Below are 17,570 nucleotides of genomic sequence, written 5' to 3' on the forward strand. Positions count from 1 at the left end.
CGGCCTGGGCCTCATCGATCCCCGGCGAGCAATTGTTCAATTTTCTGGACAAGTCGCGACAGGTCCACCGGCTTGCTATCGTAGTCATCGCAGCCGGCCTCGAGCGCCATTTCGCGATCGCTGGCCATCGCGTGCGCAGAAAGCGCAATGATCGGGATCCCGGAGGTGGCCGGATCAGCCTTGATCCGCCGGGTCGCCTCCCACCCGTCCATGACCGGCAAGCTCATATCCATGAGGATGAGATCCGGCCTTTCCGAAACGGTGAGTTCCACGCCCGACTGTCCGTTTTCCGCAATCAGGACTTCGAACCCACGCCGCGACAACCGCCGCGAGAGCATGTCGCGATTCAATTCGTTGTCTTCTACGAGAAGGATCCTCGTCATCCTCGGCTTCCTTCAGCCATGGGGGCGGTTCCGGGATCGGCAATGCTGGCACCTGTCGATCCAAGTGGGAATATCTGGCGCTCGAGGGCCTCGACCAACTGAGACCGACTGTTTGCGCCCTTGGTCACAACCGCGACCGCCCTGTCGCGAAGCCATTTGAGCTCGTCCGCCGACAAATCCTTGGAAGTCACGACGACGACCGGAATGTTCTGCAGCTCGGGCACCTGCTGCATCTCATTCAAGGTCTCGAATCCGTCCATTTCGGGCATCAGCAGATCAAGCAGGACCAGACGCGGCAACAACCGCTTCATCAGCTTGAGGCCGCGCAGGCCATCGCTTGCCTCGTGAACCCGCCAATCCTTCTTGACCAGAATACGCCGAAGGAAATCGCGCGAGGCTTGATCGTCATCAATAACAAGCACATCGCGGTTGCCACTGCCGCAAGCCTCTATCGTTCGAACAAGCTTCCGCGTGTCGATCGGCTTCGTTAGGTATTCGACCGCACCGAGTGAGAGGCCGAGTTCGCGATCTGCAAGTATCGTCGCAAGGATTACTGGAATCTCGCAGAGCTCCTTGTCGCTCTTCAGCGAGCGCAGCACTGACCAGCCGTCCTGATGCGGCATGATAATGTCGAGAACGATTGCGACAGGGCGATGCGCTCGCGCAGCGGCTATTCCTTCCTCGCCGCTTGCTGCTTCGATCGACGCCAGTCCCGCTTCTGCCAAGGCCCTGGCGATAAGGGTTCGGGCGGCAGGCTCGTCATCGATGATCAGCACCGCCTTGTCCGACGCCCTGGACGACAGCGGTTCGGCGAGTCGCTGCTCGCTAGATTCCTCGTTGCACTCGGCTGGAATCTCCATTGTGAAGGTCGAGCCTTTTCCGAACTCGCTCTTGACCGTTACAACGCCTCCGATCATTCGGCAGAAACTCCGGGTTATGCTAAGGCCCAATCCCGTTCCGCCATAGTTGCGAGTGGTGGACGCGTCTGCCTGCGTAAAAGCGTCAAAGAGCCGTTCTTGTTGCTCTGGCGTCATCCCGATCCCGGTGTCAGACACTACGAATATTAGCCAGTCGCCATCCGATGTCCTGTTGCGTCGAACCGCCAGCGTTACACGGCCCACTTCGGTGAACTTGGCCGCGTTACTGAGTAGATTGAAGAGGTTATGACGCAACTTCGTCTGGTCCGAATGCATTTTCCCAAGGTCTCCCGCGAGGTCCAGCACGAAACTGTTTCTGTTTTTCGCCATCAGTGGCGCTACTGTGGCCTGGACATCGCGCAACAAGTCGGCGACGTCGAAAGTCTCCAGGAAATTTTCCATCTTATTTGCCTCGATCTTCGACAGATCGAGGATGTCGTTGATGAGCGCGAGGAGATGGCGACCGGCCCCTGCGATCTTTTCCACATCTGGGACGAACTCGTTCATTTGCTCGTCACTCGCCTCTTCGATCAGCATCTCGCTGTAGCCAATGATCGCGTTCAATGGAGTGCGTAGCTCGTGGCTCATGGACGCGAGGAAGCTGCTCTTGGCCTCATTTGCCGCTTCAGCATGGCTCTTGGCCCGCTCGAGTTCGACCTCTCTCTGCTTCAGTTCCGTGATGTCGGTGTAAACGGCGACGGTCCCGCCGTCAGGGGTCTTTCGTTTGCTGACGCGGACCCAGCGTTCTCCGAAGCGACCCTCGTGGACGAAGCCTGCCGGATCCTTCTGGATGCGCAGCCTCTCCGCAATCCATTCCTCCGGCGACGCGCCCTCAAGGTCGACGTGCCCGCTCGCCAAGCGTCCTTTCAGAATATCCTGAAGGCTTTGCCCAGGAAGAGTAGCTCGCTCATTGCCGGGAAAGATTTCGCAGTATTTGCTGTTGGCAAGAAGGACCTTGTCCTCCGAATCGAACAGGACAAATCCGTCAGAAATCGCCTCGAGTGCCGCTGCGATCGTCCGTCTTTGCCGCTCCGCCTCATCTTCCAGTCTTTGCTTTTCAATTGCGCTCGCCCGGAAAAGCCGAAGCGTCCGCGCCATCGCGCCGAGCTCGTCGCCTCCCTCTGCCTGTATTTCGACGTCGTAGCGTCCTTCCGTCAGATTTCCGATCACCCGGTTCAAGCGCCGCAACGGGCCGACGATCGAGCGAAGAACAAGGATGGTGAGAAGCGACCCGATCATCACCACGATGGCCACCAGCACGGCAGCGGTCGTCGCCGTTTTCTGGGTTTCCGTTACGACCTCGTTGCGAGCGGCTTCTGCCTCGGCGCTCGCTCGTTCGACGAGTTTGTTAAGCGCGGCATCCACATTTGCGCTGTGGGTGCGCGCCTCGGCGAGGAGAGTGTTGCCGATGATGCGGTTGTCTTGAGTATAGCTGTCTGCCGCTCGTAACGCCGTTTTGACATAGGCATCGATCTCAACGCGGATTTCCCTGACCGCATCCGGTGATGATTTCGAAAGGCGGTCCAGATGTGCCAGCAGTCGCTCGCGCGCCTGCTCGGCATTGCGCTGAGAATTCATCAACAAGCTAACCGACAAATCAGTCAGCCAGTATCGCAATTCGCCGAATGTTACGTGGGCCGCAGCCGCAGTGGACGCGACGTCGAAAAATGCCTTGGTCTCCGCGGTTCGATCTGCACTGCGATAAAGTGCCTGGGTGAGAAAGATGGACGATACGATGAGGCTGACAAGGCCGGCCGCTGTCAGCGCAGCTATGCGGGCCGAAATCGGTAGATTGGCGAAGCTACGCGCAAGTGGCCTCGCCGGCGCCGATACGGCTTCCACTTGGTGCGGTGATTGTTCCAAAGCGCTCATTTGAACAAGACGATGCTGATCGCGCCTCCCAGATCGCCCGCTTTGCCGCCCTCCTTTGGATATCCTGTCACGTCGATCTCGCCCTTCGGCTCGCCGTGACAGGAAAGACACGAGCCGGTATAGTATTCGGGCAGCAGCATTCGAAATGCCGGGCGTCCATCCGCCTCTGTGACGTCCGTGTAGGCTTCTCCCTTCGCTCTCTGCGGATCCACCAAGACCTTTTCGATGATCTGTGCTTCCCAGGCGTCCGGAAGCGATTTGCGGTTGCGCACGAGTTGCTCTGGCGCAGTCACGCGCACCCGAGCTTCGTTGCCGGCCTTGGCGACGAACTTGTCATTCATCAGACGCGCAAACACGGCTGGCACGAAGCCCTTGAAAGCGATTCCCGCGCGGTTGATGTTATCTTGCTGTTCGTCCACCACCTCTCGCATCGCCTCAATCTGGACTTCAAGCAGACGCCGGTCGCGCTCGGTCAATTCGCCGGAAAGCGGGTCGTTGCCGATGTGTTTTGAGTATTCGGCGATGGCCTCTCTCGTAATGCGCTCACCGTCGAGGTGCTTGTCGCCAACAGCAGGATCATTGATGAGCGTCTGGTAGTTCGATATGATACGTCGCCCCGCACGGAGCAATTCCGCGAGTCGCGTTCCCGTCGCGACATCCTCGGTAACTCCCGCTCCGATGGCAGACGACACGACGAGCGCGCAGCCGACAAGAACAGCGGCAATGAAAGTCCGCGTCAACGCTGACATGCCGGACATTTCCGTTTCCCTTCCAGGAAGGCCACTAACAGCATAGCACGATAAAAGCCGGGGAGGCAGCGACAAACTTCGAAGCTCAGGGAAGGAGGGAACGAATATTCGCCGTCTGTTCCGAAGCGTCCCTGGCGTGTAACCCATCTCCGCCGAACGTCCCTTACCACCCCATCGCCACCCCATTGCCAACCCACAGCCTCGACCAACTGGATGACGGCTTCGGGTGATGGCCGTGAATTGGCCCGGAGCAAGCGAGCTTCCGCTTAGGGTCGGAACCGGCATTCCGCTTAGGGTAAAGCCACTGGGACAGCTTCAGGCGGAGCCATCACCTTCAGCACCGCTTCGCGTCGTGCTGCTGGCCGGAGACGCCCCTCTTTGGCGGGCACGGCCGGCCTTCGCCTTACGACTGCGCCAACCGCGATCCGAACCGACGAAGGCCTCCAGCATGTGCGGAATCAGGGCAGCGGTGTCCACGGGTTCATAGAGCCGGCTGTGCTCGGCTGCGTACTGATCGAGTTCCTCCTTGAGAGGCTCCGGCAGGATGATGGTCATGCGGACGACGCCAACCTTCGGCAGCCGACCGAGCCTCAGATCTGGCATTGTTCACCTCCTGCTTGTGAGACAAAGACATGTTGCCTGTTCAGATAATCTGCGTAGGCGACGAGGTCGCGACGAACGGCGGCAGGCAGTTCGACGGTGATCTTGACCGGACGGTTATCGGGAATGGCGGAGCGTTTCAGCTTGGTCATGACGGACCCTTTGACTTGCCGTAAGGCACAAGAACAAGGTCGCGATTGACAATCACGCGAACCGGAAACCCGGGCCGCACCGTGAGCGTCGGCTGCACGTTGAGCTGATTGCGCACGATCTGCTGGCCAATATCGGAGGCCGAGTCCTGCGCGCTTTCGCGGATGGCCTTGGCGATTTCGCTTTCGTCGTCGCTGGACCCGAGCGATGTCCCAATGCCCAGCAATGTCGAGAGCGCTGCGGCCCGGAACATCTGGCCCCAATGATGGTCAACTTCGTCTTCAAGGCCAGAAAACCCTTGCGTGTCTGCGCCCTGCTGGCGCTCCAGCACGATCGATGTGCCATCGGGCATGATCAGCCGGTTCCAGACCAGCAGCAGGCGCGACTGACCGAACGCGACCTGGCTGTCATACTGGCCGATCAGCCGCGCACCCTGCGGGATCAGAAGGTATGAGCCGGTTGGGCTGTCGTAGACATTTTCCGTGACCTGAGCGGTGATCTCGCCGGGCAGGTCGGAGCGGATGCCGGTGATAAGGGCAGCTGGAATGACGCTGCCGGCTTGCACCACGTAGGGCGAGGCCTTCTCGGCGAGCCGATTGGGGCTGACTGTGCGACGGTCTGGCTCGGCATTGACGAAGGCCAGCTTGCGATCCTGCACGTTTTGCGCGGCGCCAGGATCGATCGGTGGCGGCCCAAGCGGCGGAGTCAGACCAGATTGGGTGTCCGGTCCTATGACCCTGCTGCCAGCATCCTGTCGTGTGGGACCAGGTCTCGTGTTCGTATCGGTGAAGAGCTTCGCCACGCGTGCGGCCTCGATCTCGGCCAGTCGGCGCTGCTCCTCCGGATCGGCGCGCGGGCCACTGACGTTGGACGCCCCAATCGGCTGGCCGCGCTCCTGCGCGCGCAAGATCGGCCGGCCCAAATCGCCAGGCAGCGCGGGGCCGAGTTGCGGAACACCGGCATAGTCCTTCGGCAGCTTCTGTAGCCCGTCGGCCGTTGAGCGGTTTTCGGTGGTGAAGAGCTCGGACGGCTGTTCGGTTCCGCGCTGTCTGGTGTCGAGCGCCCAAATCAACGTGCCGAGGATCGCAGCGCTGGCAACTCCACCAACGCCTATCAGCACCTTGCGCGACAGTCGCGTGACCCTGGCCGGTTCGGGCCGAAGGCGCAGTTCCGCTCGAATGTCCTGGTTGGGTGCATTTGCAGGGTCGCTCATCGGAACAGCCTCGTGCTGGGCGAGGTTCGTTTGCCGTCCGTACGCACGATGCGGACGCGCTTTTCGCTTGTTTTGTCGCCGAGCCTCAATTCAGCGGCGGCAAACAGCCGATCAACGACGTAGTAGTTCTGGCGAGCACGGTAGTTGACCAGCTCCGAGCCGCCCGATGGGCCGATGACAAAGAGTGGCGGCATTTCACCTTGCCCTATGCCAGACGGGAACTCGATGTAGACTTTTGCACCGTCATCGAAGGCGCGAAGCGGCCGCCAGGGCGCCATGTCGCCTTCGATGCGATAGCGGAAATTCAGTTTCTGGATGTCGACGCCGGACGCGACCGGCTGTGCGGCGGAAGCCTGCGCGTTCTGGCGCCGCAGCGCAATCAGCTGGTCCTGCGGGTACTGCCAGGAGACCGAAGCCATGTAGGTCTTTTCGGTCGAGCGCAGCTCGAGATGATAGGTGCGGCGGTCGCTGTTGATGACGAGATTGGTCTGCAGATCCGGCCGTGTCGGCTTCACAAGAATATGGACCTGCTGGCGCTCCCCTGCCCCACTTTGCGTATCGCCGATGATCCAGCGCACGTGTCGCCGGCGGCCACAGGCCCGGAGCCGACAAGCTGCTCGCCGGGCTGCAAGGCGATGTCGGTGACCTGGCCGGGCGCGGCATAGATCTGGTAGAGCGCGCCCTCACTCCAGGGATAGAGCTGGATGGCATTGACGAACCCGTCGCGAACCGGCTGCATCCTTGCTGCCTCGTTCGCCTGGCTGATACGCTGCTTCGGATCGGTCGGCTCCGGCTTCACCTTCGTAGCGTCGACTGGTTTCAACTGACCAGGCAGCGGAAGCGGTTTCGGCACTTCCACCACTTTGACCGGACCAGGCGGCTCGACCCTGCGCACCGCAGGCACCGCATCGTCGTAGGCGATTTCCGGCGGAATGTGTTTCTTCGATGCACAGCCGGCGAGCGCCGTTGCCGACAGCAGTGTCAGGGCAAGCCTACGTGCCTTGGGCGCATTGCGCTTGGCCGGTCTCGCCGATGTTCTTGTTGGTGCTGCACCCATCATGAAAACTCCTTCGACCAGCTGATGGCGTTGACATAGACGCCAAGCGGATTGGCTTTGAGCCGGTCAGCGTCGCGGGGTTGCTGAATCACGATTGTGAGGATTGCGGTCCAGCGCTCCGTGCCGGCCAGGTTGCCATTCTCGTAACGGCGCTCGATCCAGGCGACGCGAAAGGAATCGGGCGTAGCACGGATGACGCTGGAAACCTCGATGGCGATCTGGAGTTTGCCCAATTTGGCAAAAGGGTCGTTCAACCGGGCGTAATCATTGAGGGAAATGGCGCCGCGGTCTGTGGTGTAGTCGTAGGCGCGCAGCCAGTTTTGGCGGACGATGACCGGGTCGGCCGGAATGCTTCTAACCTGTTCGATGAAGCGGGCCAGATGCCAGGCGATCTGCGGATCGGTCGGCCGATAGTCGGCAACGGCCGGAGCGACAACTTGCGCTTCGCCGAACTTGCCGACTTCCACCACCCAGGGAACCACTGAGCCGCGCGTCGACTGCCAGACCAATGCGGATGCAAAACCGCCGGCCAAGACGAGAGAGCCGAAGGCCATCAGCCGCCAGTTCTTCGCCTGGACGCGAGCCGAGCCGATGCGCTCGTCCCAAATCTGGGCTGCGCGCTGATATGGCGTCTCAGGGTGAGGCGTTTTTGAGTAACGAACAAAAGGGCGTCTAAAGGGTGTCATCAGCGGTCGTCCTGATCGAGGGAAACATTCATCGAGCCGCCGCCATCATTGCTCGAGTGGACCGAATGGGCGGCGATGCTGGCGCCATGGCTCATGGCCTGGCTGCGTTTCATGCGTTTTGCCCATGCTGGCGGAGAGTCGGCACTGGCCCCGGTGGACGGCCAGTCGCCGGAGGAGGCCGTGCCCGACGATCGCTCTCCACTCGTCGCAGTCCAAGCCGCAAAGCGGCCGGCCTCATAGCTGTCGGACAACGCCGTCGCAGCGCGCGACATGGCCTGCTTCACCGGTCGAACGGCAGCGCTGGCACCGGCCCTGGCGACACCTGCCACGCCGGCGGCGACCGAGCCTGCACCACCTCGTCCAGATGTCGCTGCGCCAAGCTCCCAGGCGGCCGAAGTGCTGCCGGCCAGGTGTGCGCCACCGCGTGCGGCCGCTGCCGACATACGCACCCCGGCATTGAGTGCGCCTGCTGCGCCGCTCAATCCGGTGCGAGCACCCATAGCGCCGGCCGCGCCAAGGCCGCCAGCGACGAGGCTCGTGCCAACAGCGGCACCTGCGCCAAGTTGGGGGGCACCAGAGACCAGCCCCGTCGCAATGCTTGGACCGAAGATCGACAGCCCCATCAGCGACAGGGCGCCCAGGACAAGCGACAGCGCATCCGTGATTGTGGGCTGTTCCGCGCCGAAGCCTCGGGTGAACTCGGCGAACAGCCCCGAGCCGATGCCGACGATGACGGCAAGGACCAGGATCTTCACGCCGGAGGCAACGATGTTGCCGAGCACTTTTTCGGCAAGAAAGGCGGTCCGGTTGAACAGCGCAAAGGGGAGCAGCACAAACCCGGCAAGCGTCGTCAGCTTGAATTCGACCAGCGTGACGAAGATCTGGACGGCCAGAAGAAAGAACGCAATCAGTACTATCGCCCAGGCGATCATCAGCACTACGATCTGGACGAAATTCTCGAAGAACGAGACGTAGCCCATCAGTTGGCTGGCGGCCTCGAGGATCGGATTGCCGGCATCGATGCCGACTTGTGCAACGCGGCCCGGCTGCAGCAATGCCGAGCCTGAAAGTGCCGAGCCTCCAGCCTTCAGGCCGAGCCCGGAAAAGCTCTCGAAGACGATGCCGGCCAGACGATTGAAGTTGCCGATGATGAAGGCAAAGAAGCCGATATAGAGGGTCTTCTTCACTAGCCGGTGCAGGACGTCCTCATCAGCACCCCATGCCCAGAACAGGCCGGCCAGTGTGATGTCCATGACAATGAGGGTCGAAGTAAGAAACGCAACTTCCCCACCGAGCAGACCAAAGCCGGAATCGATATAGCGGGTAAACGTCTCCAGGAAGCGATCGATCACGCCGGTGTCGTTCATGGCGCCACCGTTTCCGGATGGAGCCGGTCTTCCGCGCTAGGCGGAGTTGGCGGTTGGAGCGGCAGCATTCGGCTCTGGTCCTTCTCGATCCACGGACCCGCGTTTGGCGCGATGGGGCGGGATGGTTGCAGGAAGCGTCGGCGGCTTTCCGCCCAGGCTTTCCTGCAGGCGTCGTCATCAATCGCCGCCATGCCAATGTCCCGGCATCGGGCAAGCTCGACCCCAGCCGGCTCGCCGCCCGGATATGCAGAGCGCGGGGAGGACGCGTTCTGCGAGCCGCCGCCGCGCAGCGCCATGGAGGCGGCGGTCATGGCGGCGCCAAGGGCAAGAACGGCTGTTATCCGGGCGGCGATCTTGAGATCCATGCGGTCTTTGCCTCAGTCGTGGAACATTTTTACAGATGACGCGCTGTAGCTGCTGCCCGTCATAAAACGGCTGAACTGTTCCCGTGCCTGCTCCTGCGCGGCCGCCCGCCTCGCCTGCTCAAGGGCTTCGGCTCGTCCTTGTGCGGCCAGCATCGCAGTGAGGTCGGCAACTTGCTTGGCTTGGACCGCGAGGAGCTGGTTGCCGGCCTGCGTCGCCTGAAGCAAGCCGACGGCGGACTGGCTGGCACCGACCAGCGCACTCGTCTGCTCTTGTGTCGCGGCGATGTTGTCGACCGCGACGGCGCCCGCCTTCAGCGAATGCTCGAAGGCCGACACCGAGGTCTGCCAGCGTTGACGCGCGCCGTCGACAAGCTGCTGGCTGGAGAGATTCGAACCGAAATTCTCGTAAGCGGAGGTAAACTGGCTCTCGACCTCCTGGACGCTATAGGCCAGCTTGTCGGCCTCGCCGAGCAGGCTCTTCATCTCGGCAAAATTGGCCTCGATCTGGCCCAGCAGCGAGGTCGGCAGCGAAGTGAGATTCTTCGCCTGGTTGATCAGCATCTGCGCTTCGTTCTGAAGCGAGGTGATCTGGTTGTGGATCTGCTCCAGGGCGCGCGATGCCGAAAGCAGGTTTTCGGCGTAATTCCTGGGATCGAACACGATCAGCGCTGATGCTGGTGCCGATGACAGCGCCGTGGCCACGGCGATGGCGCCGGCTGCCGCCACGCGACGGATACGGCGACCTGCAAGAACGGAATTCATGACGAAATCTCCTCGGTGGACTGGTTGATCAAGTTGGTGAGACCTGGGATGAGGTCGGCCGCCCAGGACAGACTGCGCTCCGCTAGCCAGGCCTCGAGGAAATGGTCTCGGCCGGCCTCGGCGACGATCCGGCCGATCGCGGCCTGGTCGGATTTGGACGATGTGGCGCAGAGCGCCAGCGCGATTGGACCGAGCCCTAGTTCGAACAGACGATTGCCGCGGCGGCTTTGACAGTAATAGTCGCGCTTCGGTATCGCCCGGGCGATGATCTCGATCTGGCGATCGTTGAGACCAAAGCGTCGGTAGATCTCGGTGATCTGCGGCTCGATGGCGCGCTCGTTGGGCAAGAACAGCCGCGTCGGGCAGCTTTCTACTATTGCCGGCGCGATTGGCGATCCGTCGATGTCGGAAAGCGACTGCGTGGCGAAGACTACGCTGGCGTTCTTCTTTCTCAGCGTCTTCAGCCATTCGCGCAACTGGTCGGCGAAACCGCCATCGTCGAGCGCCAGCCAGCCCTCGTCAATGAGCAGCAGCGTCGGCCGTCCATCCATCCTCTGCTCGATGCGGTGGAAAAGGTAGGCAAGCACCGCGGGAGCAGCACCCGTGCCAATCAGGCCCTCGGTTTCGAACGCCTGGACGGTGGCTTCGCCGAGTCGCTCATGCTCGGCATCAAGCAGCCGGCCAAAAGCGCCGCCGATGCAATAGGGACCAAGCGCCTGTTTCAGCGGCGAGGACTGCAGCAGCACGGATAGGCCAGTTAATGTCCTCTCCTGGATTGGCGCAGAAGCCAGCGACGTCAGCGCCGACCATAGATGTTCCTTCACCTGCGGCGTGATGACCACGCCTTCCCGCAGAAGAATGTCGAAGAGCCAGGCGGCCGCCCAGGCCCGCTCTGGCGTATGATGGATATGGGCAAGCGGCTGCAGCGACACGGCCTGAACGTCGTCCGACAGATCGGCCAAGGTGAGCGAGGGCAACGGATTGTCAGAGCCCTGTCCGCTTTCAGCATTGCTTCCGAGACTGTGCCAATCACCATTCATGGCGAGCGTGGCAGCGCGGATTGAGCCACCGAAATCGAAGGCAAAGACCTGGCTGTTCTCGTAACGCCGGAACTGCAGCGCGATCAGCGCCAACAGGACCGACTTGCCGGCGCCCGTCGGGCCGATGACAAGGGTGTGGCCGACGTCTCCAACATGCAGGCTGAACCGGAACGGAGTGGCGCCCTCCGTCCTGGCGAAGAACAGCGGCGGCGCTCCAAGATGCTCGTCCTCGGTCGGACCTGCCCAGACCGCGGAGAGGGGAATCGCGTGCGCAAGGTTGAGCGTGGAAAGCGGCGGCTGGCGAACATTGGCATAGACATGGCCGGGGATGCCGCCCAGCCAAGCTTCGACAGCGTTGACGCCCTCGGCGATGCAGGTGAAGTCTCTGCCCTGAACGATCTTTTCGACTAGACGCAGTTTTTCGTCGGCAATCGATGGATCAACATCCCAGACCGTCATGGTGGCGGTGACATAGGCTTCGCCGATCTGATCAGAGCCCAGGTCCTGGAGCGCCGCGTCCGCATCGGCCGCCTTGTTGGCCGCGTCCGAGTCGACGAGAACAGACGCCTCGTTGGTCATCACCTCCTTGAGGATCGCGGCAACGGATTTCCGTTTCGCGAACCACTGACGGCGTATCTTGGTCACCAACTTGGTCGCCTCGGTCTTGTCCAGCATGATCGCCCGCGTTGACCAGCGGTAAGGGAAGGCAAGCCGATTAAGATCGTCGAGAATCCCCGGGAAGGTCATCGTCGGAAACCCGATGATAGTGAGTGTGCGCAGATGCGCATCGCCAAGCCTCGGATCGAGTCCGCCGGCCAACGGCTGATCGACAAGCAGTGCGTCGAGATGCATCGGCGTTTCTGGCACGCGAACGCGATGCCGCTTGGTCGAAATGGTTGAGTGCAGGTAACTCAGCGTCTCCCCGTCATCGAGCCAGTCAGCTTCGGGAACGAAGCCCCCGATGAGGTTGAGCGCGCGATCGGTGCGATCGACAAAAATCTTCAGGAGTTCCCAAGGATCGACGCCCGTCTTTTCCCGGCCTTCATAGAGCCAGCTCTCCATTCGCGACGCTTCCTCAGCCGGAGGCAGCCACACGAATGTGAGAAAGTAGCTGCTTTCAAACAGCACACCGGAGGCTTCGAACTGTTCGCGACGCTCGATGTCGAGAAGTGCCGATGCGCAATCCGGGAACCGGCTGTCTGGGTAGCCGCTGGCAGGATTGCGCTGCGCTTCGACAAAAATTGCCCAGCCGGAGCCGAGCCGGCGTAGCGCGCCGTTGAGCCGCGCGGTCGTGCCGACCAGCTCCGCCGGCGTGGCGGAGTCCAGGTCCGGCCCGCGAAAACGCACTGTCCTTTGAAAGCTGCCGTCCTTGTTGAGCACCACGCCCGGCGCCACCAGGGCGGCCCAAGGCAGATAATCGACGAGGCTGGCACTCTTCTTTCGGTATTCCGCGAGGTTCATCATGATGAAGGACCTCAACAGCCGAAGTGCGAGGGATAGCGAAGGTGCCGGCGTGCCACATCGACGAACTGCGCATCGCGCTTTGCCGCCCAGACGGCCACGAGATGTCCGACCAACCAGATGATGAGCCCTGCGACCCACAAGCGAAGTCCTAATCCGACCGCGCCGGCCAGCGTACCGTTGGCGATGGCAACCGCACGCGGCGCGCCGCCGAGCAGGATCGGTTCGGTGAGTGCGCGATGCACCGGCGCGAAAAAGCCGCGGACTTCCTCCTCCATCAGATCAGCGCTCCGCCGCCGAAGGAGAAAAAAGACAGGAAGAACGAACTTGCCGCGAAAGCGATCGACAGGCCGAAGACGATCTGGATCAGCCGGCGAAATCCGCCCGATGTGTCGCCGAAAGCGAGCGACAAGCCGGTGACGATGATGATGATCACCGCCACGATCTTGGCGACTGGCCCCTCAATCGATTCGAGAATTTGCTGAAGGGGCTCCTCCCAGGGCATGGAGGAACCGGCAGCATGGGCGGGCGCAATCGTCATGATCGCGGCGGTCGTCGCATACGACAGCTCCACGGCAAGTTTGCGGACAGCCGATGAAGTGAAGCGGATCGGGGTCATTTTGAAGCTCCAAAGGGCGAGTGGTGATTCACGGTCATTGTGGTCTCGAGATTTGCTTCCAGGGTGCGGTAGTCACCGGTGGCCGGATCGAGCCCGTCGACCAAGGCGATTTCGACGAGCCGGCGCGCGGAACCGCGGCCGGCGAGGACGGCGACGAGGTCTATGGTTTCGGCTATCAGCGCGCGCGGGACCGTGACGACGGCCTCCTGTACGAGCTGTTCCAGTCGCTGCAGTGCGCCAATGGCAGAATTGGCGTGAATGGTGCCGATGCCGCCGGGATGGCCGGTGCCCCAGGCCTTCAGCAAATCGAGCGCTTCGGCGCCCCGTACCTCGCCTATCGGGATGCGGTCGGGCCGAAGCCGCAATGATGACTTCACCAGATCGGACAGCGAGGCGACACCATCCTTTGTGCGCAGCGCTACAAGATTGGGCGCAGCGCACTGCAACTCGCGTGTGTCCTCGATCAGCACGACGCGCTCGGCGGTTTTAGCCACCTCCGCCAAAAGCGCGTTGACCAGCGTGGTCTTGCCCGTCGATGTACCGCCGGCCACCAGCACGTTCTTGCGTGTCTCCACGGCAAGCTGCAGGACGTCAGCCTGGCCTTCGGTCATGATGCCGGCAGCGACATAGTCTTGAAGCGTAAACACCGCGACTGCCGGCTTGCGGATGGCGAATGTTGGTGCCGTGACGACAGGCGGCAAAAGGCCCTCGAACCGTTCACCGGTCCCAGGCAGTTCAGCCGAAACGCGCGGCGAGCCCGAATGCACCTCCGCACCGACATGGTGCGCGACCAGCCTGACGATCCGTTCGCCGTCTGCCGCGATCAGTGTTTCATTGCTTGCAGCGAGTCCTTCGCTGAGACGGTCAACCCACAGGCGACCGTCGGGATTGAGCATCACCTCGACAATGGCTGGATCGTCAAGGAAGCCTGCGACCGCCGGGCCGAGGGCGGTGCGCAGCATGCGCGCGCCGCGCGATACCGCTCCCTTACTGGCATGATAGTTGGTCGCCATGCGGGTCCCCGTTTCTCGCCACGAACTGGTTCTTGCCGCGGTCGGGGATCATTAGAAAAGGCAGGAGCGCCGGCCTTGCAACAAGCAAAACCGGCGATCGTGGCATGACGTGCAGAGACTTGCGAAATGCGGTGCCGCGACCGCCTGGCGATTGTGGTGGTCAATCCGGCGCGGGTGTGGGCGAAGGCTAGCAGGTATGTTGAAGAGCTAGAGAATTGTGGTAGAAATTGCCAGAAAGGTAGATTTTTGGAGTTTCTCGTGTCCCTGAACATCAAAAATCCAGCCACCGTTGCTCTCGCCGATGAACTCGCACGCCGCCAGGGTATCAGTAAGACAGCAGCCATTCATCAGGCCCTTAGCGAGCGCTTGCACCGCTTGGGCTTTGGAGAGACCGCTCAGGAGCGTCTGCTGGCAGAATTGCGCGCCATCCGAGAAAGAGTGGCACGATTGCCTGAACTGGATTGTCGCAGCGACGAGGAGATCATCGGGTTTGACGAGCATGGAATCCCTAACTGATGGTGATCGATACCTCAGCTGTTGTAGCGATCCTTCGGAGCGAGCCTGAGGCAGCAAGGCTGGAACGAGCGCTGGTCTCCGACCCAATCCGTCTGATCCCGGCAAGCTGCGTGCTCGAGGCACGCATGGTGCTGGTCAGCAGGCGCGGCGAACACGCGTTGGCTGAGATCGATCTTTGGCTGCGCAACGTCGAGGCCGACATCATTCCTGTCGACTCCGAATTGGTTGATCTGGCGACCCAGGGTTGGCTGACCTACGGCAAGGGCCACCACCGGCGGCGCTGAATTTCCTATGCTTTGGCAAAGCGTGCAGACGAACCGCTGCTTTTCATCGGCAAAGACTTCTGCCAAACGGATATCGAACCGGCATGAGCACGAGATTGTAAGATCATCGGCTGTCTCCAGCTTGAACCTGTAATAGCACCCAATTAGTTTCGGCCCTGTCGGCTGGGCCTGCATCGAGGGGCGTCATGCCAATTGGTGCAAAAGCAGAGCAAGCTGGCGTCTTTCGTCCTTCCGATCTGGTGCTGCTGGGCCGCGTCTTGGATGGTTTGGAAGTTGAGGGCCAATCCAGCCGGCCAACTTGTAACTCAGACATCACGGCCGCGACGCTGGCTGCACCAATAAATGATGGGCCTCGTCGAAAACAGCCCTGGGGAGGGCCCGAAGCTCGCTCGCTTCGTAGGTGAGATGCTCGAGATAGGCGACCGGCTGCCGATTACCCATGAATTCCTGTCGGTCATGTTGGGTGTACGACGGCCGGGCGTCACCGTGGCACTTCAAATGCTGGAAGGCCGCGGTCTGATCAGGTCAAATCGTGGCGAGGTCATCGTCCGTGATCGAACTGGTCTCATCATCTTGGCAAACAGCTCATATGGCCAGCCGGAGGCGGAATATGCCCGCCTGATCGGCGAGCAGGCATCTCCATGATCCAAGCCAATATCGAAGTCCGCCGATGGGATGAGACAAACTGCCTAAAACGGCAGGCCATCGCTAATGCTGGGCGGGGGTCTCGATCCGCGAAGGGCAACCCGTGCTGGTTCCGTGGAGTGAGGCACGCCAAGTGTCTCCCTTCCGCAAAGATTGATACTTGAGACTGGAGGCTCTGTCAGCGCCGTTGGCGACCAGAGCAGGATATGGCTGCCAGTCCGCGCGGGAACTACCATCCAGCCGCAGTCGACGTGTTGTCCGGGTCCCGGCCAGCGTCGACGTTACTCCGGCCGATCCCACACACTGACCAGGTCGGTGACGAGCAGCCCTGCAAACGGTCTGAGAAAGCCTACCAAATGTAGCGGAACAAATCATGATCGTTTCTCATTGAGCTGATCAATCAAGGGGGATTGACCATGGGCGATCGGCACAACCCAAAAATCGAGGCATCGGCAAATTCGGAAAAGACCCGGAAGATTGGGTCAGCGGAGATGACCCCCGCACAAGCCTCATATCTGAAAACTCTGGCCGAACAGGCCGACGACCCTGACGCCTATGCCGACGGCCTTAGCAAGGCGGGAGCTTTTAAACGCATTGATGCACTCGGGGAAAAGTTAGGCCTGTAGCGTCCGCCCGTGGCTTTTCGTCTCCAGCGAAGGACAGCCGATCGGGTTGGATTGGGAGAGTTTTGCTGCAGGTTGTGACCCGCGCAATGAAATTTTCTGAATTCAGTGCATCGTGGCTCGACTGGCGATCGAGAGGACAAACGGCGGATGGGAGCGGCTCATAGGGTACAGCCCGGCATTCGCCCTGAACCCACCGAGACCTCGCGCCCGCCGGTCGAATCCTACTGTCGAAACAGATCAGGACCTTCCGATGAGGGCGATGGTCACCAGAGACACAAAAAGGACAAGGGCGATTGCAGCGCCCCAGAAGAAGACTTTTTCGGTGCCGCGTTGCTCTTCCTCGCGAGATATGTCTTTCGCCATTGCATGCATCCTTTGAAGGTCAGCGACTGAGCAACGTGATGTGCCAAGGCTGGGTTCCGATAAACTACTTGCCCGCTTCGCACTGTGAGACAGCTCTCGGAATGAAACTCCAACCGTCGGTTGGTGGACGCATCGCAGCTGGTGCATCTAAAGTTCGCGTGGTCCGCGCGCACCGGGCATGCCCGACCCCGAGCCCCCCGCTCGGTGCAACACGTTTGATCGACCCGCCGCATCAACCTGTGCGGCGGGCTTTTTTCCTCACGCGATGGAACACCGGCGCTCAGGAAAAGTTCTGCCCACGCAGCAAACTCTTTCCCTCATTTTTTTGCTGCCAGATCGGATATCTCCGATCGGCCCGCGTCGTTCTTATCCTCCGGCGACGCGGGCTCGCTGTCCTTGCTCGGTCGAGGAGCCACAGAACAAACGAAAGCACGATGCTGTCAGGACCCGGTGCCAATCGGAGCACAAAACGTGAAGTTCTCACGTTGGAGCTTGCGCGGATCCTGGTCAACCGTAGCGGCATATGTGAGGCGGGAGCGCCATTCTTTTTCTGGGACCGGTGAAACATTTCTCAGGGATCGCAGTTCTGGATGCAGAGGAATTGAATAAGGGAAACCTGATTGCACGGGAGGAGCACGGACGGCACAACTATAAATACGCTCTGCAGAGAATACTTCGCAACGGGAAGCTCTCGCTTGTCTTGGTTGCCGCCGAAGCTTGTTTGAAAGACGGCGATCGCCGCCGAAAAGATTTTCTAAATGAAAATAGCCCAGATCGCACCGCTAACCGAATCCGTGCCGCCCCGAACCTACGGTGGAACCGAGCGAATTGTTTCGTATCTGACCGAAGAACTTGTCCGACAGGGCCACGAGGTGACGCTGT

16 protein-coding genes and 5 pseudogenes are annotated in these 17,570 nt (G+C 61.0%); 5 read left to right on the forward strand and 16 right to left on the reverse strand.

Annotated features, from left to right (window positions below; genetic code table 11):
- Positions 1–11 precede the first annotated feature (11 nt).
- The 15 genes and pseudogenes from NKJ81_RS30160 to trbB form a co-directional block, all read right to left on the reverse strand.
- Positions 12–383, reverse strand: coding sequence for a response regulator (locus tag NKJ81_RS30160; RefSeq protein WP_352542692.1), 372 nt, complete (start codon positions 381–383; stop codon positions 12–14).
- Positions 380–3,172 (reverse strand): ATP-binding response regulator, encoded by a 2,793-nt coding sequence (locus NKJ81_RS30165; RefSeq protein WP_352542693.1) that lies wholly within the window; start codon positions 3,170–3,172, stop codon positions 380–382. Before NKJ81_RS30165 ends, NKJ81_RS30160 begins: the two co-directional genes overlap by 4 nt.
- The gene (locus NKJ81_RS30170) at positions 3,169–3,930 is read right to left on the reverse strand and encodes a Tll0287-like domain-containing protein (RefSeq protein ID WP_352474822.1); all 762 of its coding nucleotides are present in this window, start codon (positions 3,928–3,930) and stop codon (positions 3,169–3,171) included. The genes NKJ81_RS30165 and NKJ81_RS30170 overlap by 4 nt, the downstream gene beginning before the upstream one ends.
- Before the next feature lie 306 nt (positions 3,931–4,236).
- Positions 4,237–4,524 carry a DUF2274 domain-containing protein gene (locus NKJ81_RS30175; RefSeq protein ID WP_352474823.1) on the reverse strand — a complete coding sequence of 96 codons (288 nt, stop codon included), beginning with the start codon at positions 4,522–4,524 and terminating at the stop codon, positions 4,237–4,239.
- A gap of 35 nt (positions 4,525–4,559) precedes the next feature.
- Positions 4,560–4,673 (reverse strand): annotated as a pseudogene (locus tag NKJ81_RS30180) (DUF2274 domain-containing protein); the annotation flags it as partial.
- Positions 4,670–5,884, reverse strand: a complete 1,215-nt coding sequence (locus NKJ81_RS30185; protein ID WP_352542694.1) for a TraB/TrbI/VirB10 family type IV secretion system protein — start codon at positions 5,882–5,884, stop codon at positions 4,670–4,672. The gene NKJ81_RS30185 and the pseudogene NKJ81_RS30180, both read right to left, overlap by 4 nt.
- Positions 5,881–6,941 (reverse strand): annotated as a pseudogene (gene trbG, locus NKJ81_RS30190) (P-type conjugative transfer protein TrbG). Before trbG ends, NKJ81_RS30185 begins: the two are co-directional and overlap by 4 nt.
- Positions 6,941–7,627, reverse strand: coding sequence for a conjugal transfer protein TrbF (trbF, locus tag NKJ81_RS30195; RefSeq protein ID WP_352474826.1), 687 nt, complete (start codon positions 7,625–7,627; stop codon positions 6,941–6,943). The pseudogene trbG and the gene trbF overlap by 1 nt, the downstream one beginning before the upstream one ends.
- Positions 7,627–8,994: a P-type conjugative transfer protein TrbL gene (gene trbL / locus NKJ81_RS30200; protein ID WP_352474827.1), complete on the reverse strand. Its 1,368-nt coding sequence runs from the start codon at positions 8,992–8,994 to the stop codon at positions 7,627–7,629. The genes trbF and trbL overlap by 1 nt, the downstream gene beginning before the upstream one ends.
- Positions 8,991–9,359: a putative entry exclusion protein TrbK-alt gene (gene trbK-alt / locus NKJ81_RS30205; protein WP_352474828.1), complete on the reverse strand. Its 369-nt coding sequence runs from the start codon at positions 9,357–9,359 to the stop codon at positions 8,991–8,993. The genes trbL and trbK-alt overlap by 4 nt, the downstream gene beginning before the upstream one ends.
- Positions 9,360–9,371: 12 nt before the next feature.
- Positions 9,372–10,121 (reverse strand): P-type conjugative transfer protein TrbJ, encoded by a 750-nt coding sequence (trbJ, locus tag NKJ81_RS30210; protein ID WP_352542695.1) that lies wholly within the window; start codon positions 10,119–10,121, stop codon positions 9,372–9,374.
- Positions 10,118–12,625, reverse strand: a complete 2,508-nt coding sequence (trbE, locus tag NKJ81_RS30215; protein ID WP_352474830.1) for a conjugal transfer protein TrbE — start codon at positions 12,623–12,625, stop codon at positions 10,118–10,120. The genes trbJ and trbE overlap by 4 nt, the downstream gene beginning before the upstream one ends.
- Positions 12,626–12,636: 11 nt before the next feature.
- Complete coding sequence (locus tag NKJ81_RS30220) at positions 12,637–12,900, reverse strand: VirB3 family type IV secretion system protein (protein ID WP_352474832.1); 264 nt, start codon at positions 12,898–12,900, stop codon at positions 12,637–12,639.
- Entirely contained in the window at positions 12,900–13,163 is a 264-nt protein-coding gene (locus tag NKJ81_RS30225; RefSeq protein ID WP_352474837.1) for a TrbC/VirB2 family type IV secretion system protein, read from the reverse strand. The genes NKJ81_RS30220 and NKJ81_RS30225 overlap by 1 nt, the downstream gene beginning before the upstream one ends.
- A gap of 74 nt (positions 13,164–13,237) precedes the next feature.
- A complete protein-coding gene (gene trbB / locus NKJ81_RS30230; RefSeq protein ID WP_352542696.1) occupies positions 13,238–14,254 on the reverse strand; it encodes a P-type conjugative transfer ATPase TrbB in 1,017 nt (338 codons plus the stop codon).
- A 258-nt stretch (positions 14,255–14,512) separates the two neighbouring features.
- Here trbB and NKJ81_RS30235 point away from each other — a divergent pair, with 258 nt between their 5' ends.
- The 4 genes and pseudogenes from NKJ81_RS30235 (at position 14,513) to NKJ81_RS30250 (ending at position 16,325) form a co-directional block, all read left to right on the forward strand.
- Entirely contained in the window at positions 14,513–14,770 is a 258-nt protein-coding gene (locus NKJ81_RS30235; protein ID WP_352474834.1) for a type II toxin-antitoxin system VapB family antitoxin, read from the forward strand.
- Positions 14,770–15,141, forward strand: a pseudogene (locus NKJ81_RS30240) (type II toxin-antitoxin system VapC family toxin). Before NKJ81_RS30235 ends, NKJ81_RS30240 begins: the two are co-directional and overlap by 1 nt.
- Before the next feature lie 330 nt (positions 15,142–15,471).
- A pseudogene (locus tag NKJ81_RS30245) lies at positions 15,472–15,699 on the forward strand (helix-turn-helix domain-containing protein); the annotation flags it as partial.
- A gap of 416 nt (positions 15,700–16,115) precedes the next feature.
- Positions 16,116–16,325 (forward strand): DUF3072 domain-containing protein, encoded by a 210-nt coding sequence (locus tag NKJ81_RS30250; protein WP_352542697.1) that lies wholly within the window; start codon positions 16,116–16,118, stop codon positions 16,323–16,325.
- Between the two features lie 237 nt (positions 16,326–16,562).
- On the opposite strand, the gene NKJ81_RS30255 is transcribed toward NKJ81_RS30250, so the two are convergent.
- Entirely contained in the window at positions 16,563–16,688 is a 126-nt protein-coding gene (locus NKJ81_RS30255) for a hypothetical protein (RefSeq protein ID WP_352474836.1), read from the reverse strand.
- 758 nt (positions 16,689–17,446) lie between these two features.
- Here NKJ81_RS30255 and NKJ81_RS30260 point away from each other — a divergent pair.
- A pseudogene (locus tag NKJ81_RS30260) lies at positions 17,447–17,570 on the forward strand (glycosyltransferase family 4 protein); the annotation flags it as partial.

The sequence above is a fragment of the Mesorhizobium sp. M0018 genome (genome assembly GCF_040323955.1).
GTDB lineage: Bacteria > Pseudomonadota > Alphaproteobacteria > Rhizobiales > Rhizobiaceae > Mesorhizobium.